The sequence below is a fragment of the Streptomyces sp. CNB091 genome (genome assembly GCF_000377965.1).
Window position 1 is genome coordinate 1 of sequence record NZ_KB899035.1, and the last position, 3,167, is coordinate 3,167.

The window sequence follows — 3,167 nt, forward strand, 5'->3', positions numbered from 1 at the left end:
AGCTGGTGTTGCACGAGGTGTTCGCGGAGGTGCTGGGGCAGCCGCGCATCGGCGTCGACGACAGCTTCTTCGACCTCGGCGGCGACTCCATCATCGCCGTACGGGTGGCGTCCGGGGCCCATCGGGCCGGACTCGCCATCGCCGTCAAGGACGTCTTCGTCCACAAGACCATCGCCAAGCTCGCCGAGACGGCCGAGGACGTCGGCGAGCGGTCCGCGACCGCCCGTACCGGGGACCTGGTGCGGATCGACGCGGAAGAACTCGACGAGCTCGAAGCCCAGTGGGGGACAGCACCGTGAGACAGACATCCCTGGAAGCGGTCCTGCCGCTCTCGCCGTTGCAGCAGGGCATTCTCTTCCACGCCCTCTACGAGGAGGGACGAGCCGACAGCGGAAACGTCGACTTCTACAACGTCCAGACGCCGCTGGAGCTGACCGGGGAGCTCGACACCGACCTGCTGCGTGCCTCCTGCGGCGCGCTGGTCGGCCGGCACGCGAGCCTCCGGGCGGGTTTCCTGCGCCGCCGCTCCGGCGAGGCCGTCCAGGCCGTCGCGCGGGCGGTCGAGCCGCCGTGGGAGGAGATCGACCTCTCCGGCTTCGGCCAGGAGGAACGGAGGCCACGCCTCTCCCGGCTGCTCACCGAGGAGCGCGCGAGGCGCTTCGACATGGCGAAGCCGCCGCTGCTCCGGTTCACGCTGATACGGCTCGCACCCGACCGGCACATCCTGCTGATCACCAACCACCACATCCTGCTGGACGGCTGGTCGCTGCCCCTGATCCTGGGCGATCTGTTCCGCATCTACGGGGCCGGAGGCACGGCCGAGCGGCTGGAGCCGACGGTGCCCTTCCAGGACTACCTCGGCTGGGTCGGCGAGCAGGACAGGGAACAGGCCGAGCGGGCCTGGAAGGGCGTGCTCGCGGGGGTCGACGGCGCCACGCTCGTCGCGGACGGCGCCGGCATCGGCTCCTCGGACCGGGGACAGCGGCGCGTCGTGACGGAGCTGTCCGACCGGGCGGCGGCCGAACTCGCCACCCTGGCCCGGAGCCGCGAACTCACCATCAACACCCTGGTCCAGGGCGCCTGGGCGCTGCTGCTGACCGAGCTGACCGGACGCCAGGACGTCGTCTACGGGAACACCGTCGCGGGCCGCCCGCCGGAGCTGCCCGGCAGCGACCGCATGGTGGGCCTGATGATGAACACCGTGCCCGCCCGGGTACGGGTCGATCCGGCGGAGCCGGTGGCGGAGCTGCTGGCCCGCATCCAGCACGACCACACGACCGTGATGGGTCACGAATACCTCGGCCTCGCCGAGATCCACCGCGCCGTCGGCGCCACCGAACTCTTCGACACCACCGTCGCCTTCGAGAACGTTCCCGTGGAACAGGCCGTCCAGGGCGCCTCGGTGCCGGGGCTCGACGTCGGCCTGCTGCGGGACGCCGTCGACGAGGCGTTCGAGGGCACCCACTACCCGCTGAGCCTGGCCGTCCACCCCGGCAGCCGGCTCCGCTTCGAACTCAACTACCGCGAGGACGTCTACAGCGCCGACGCCGCGAGCGGACTGCTGCGGCGGCTGATCGGTCTGCTGGAGGACATCGCCGCCCGGCCCGACGAGCGGGCCGGCAGGCTCCCCTCGCGGACGGCCGCCGAGCGGCGCGAGATCCTGCGCGAGGCGAGCGGACACGCCGTCGAGCGGCCGGCCGGGACGCTGCCCGGTCTCTTCGAGGCACAGGTCCGTGCGACGCCCGACGCGGTGGCCGTCACGGACGGCACGACCAGTCTCACCTTCGCTCTGCTCAACGCCGACGCCAACCGCCTGGCCCGGCTGCTCGCAGCCCGTGGCGTGGGGCCGGGCGACCTCGTCGGCGTCGCCGTGCCGCGCTCCACGGACGCCGTGGTGGCGATCCTGGCCGTCCTCAAGTCGGGCGCGGCGTACCTGCCGATCGACGTCGACCACCCCGCGGAGCGCATCGCGGCGATCTGCGCGGAGGCCCGGCCGGCCCTCGTCCTGGCCTCCGTCGGCACGGCGGGCGACATACCCGCATCGGTGCCGGCGCTGCTGCTCGACGAGGCCGTTCCGCCCGCGGACGGGACGGACCTCGACGACGACGAGCGTACCGGTGCGCTGCTGCCCGCCCACCTCGCGTACGTCATCTACACCTCGGGCTCCACGGGGCGCCCCAAGGGTGTGGCCGTGGAACACCGCAACCTGGCCAACATGTTCCACAGCCACCGGGCGAACTTCTTCGAGCCCGAGCGGGCGAGGGCAGGGGGCCGGCCGCTGCGTGCCGCGCTCACCAACTCGCTCGGCTTCGACGCCTCCTGGAGCCAGCTCCTGTGGATGGTCGCCGGACACGAACTGCACATCGTCGGTGACACCGTCCGCAAGGACTCCCTGGCACTCGTCCGCCACGCGGCGGAAGCACGGATCGACGTCATCGATACCACCCCCTCCGTCGCCCGGCAGATGCTCGACGCGGGCATGTTCGAGGCGGCGGGGGAGCGGCACCGCGTGCGGGTCCTCGCGCTCGGCGGCGAGGAGGTGGGCGACGACCTGTGGGCGGAACTCCGCGGCGTGCCCGGCCTGTCGGTCTACAACCTCTACGGTCCCGCCGAGTGCACGGTCGACGCGATGCTCTGGCACCCCGGCGGCTCACCCGGTGCGGCGGCGGACCCGCCCGCCATCGGCGTCCCCGCCGACAACACCCGGGTCTACCTCCTGGACGCGTTCCTGCGGCCGGTGCCGGCCGGGGTCGTCGGCGAGCTGTACATCGCCGGTGACGGGGTCGCCCGCGGGTATCTGGGCCGCCCCGGCCTGTCCGCGGAGCGCTTCGTGGCCGACGTGTTCGGCCCGGCGGGCGCCCGGATGTACCGCACCGGCGACCTGGGGCGCCGCCGGCCCGACGGTGTCGTGGAGTACCGCGGCCGGTCCGACTTCCAGGTCAAGGTGCGTGGCCACCGCATCGAACTCGGCGAGATCCAGGCCGTTCTGGCCGACCACCCCTCGGTGGGCCAGGCGGTCGCGGCGGTGTCCGCCGACGCCGAGGGCGCCCGGCGGATCGTCGGATACGTACGGGCCGCCTCGGGTGAGCGGCCGGACGTGGTCGCGTTGCGTGAGTTCGTGGCGGGGCGGTTGCCGGAGTACATGGTTCCGGCGGTGGTGATGGTGG

General features: G+C 72.9%; 2 protein-coding genes. Both read left to right on the forward strand.

Going from position 1 to position 3,167, the window contains the following annotated elements:
- Nucleotides 1–299: phosphopantetheine-binding protein (locus D581_RS01000000138410; RefSeq protein ID WP_032753731.1), on the forward strand; the 299-nt coding region annotated here is incomplete at its 5' end.
- The coding region (locus D581_RS0136560; RefSeq protein ID WP_026291236.1) for an amino acid adenylation domain-containing protein at nt 296–3,167 on the forward strand (2,872 nt) is incomplete at its 3' end. The genes D581_RS01000000138410 and D581_RS0136560, both read left to right, overlap by 4 nt.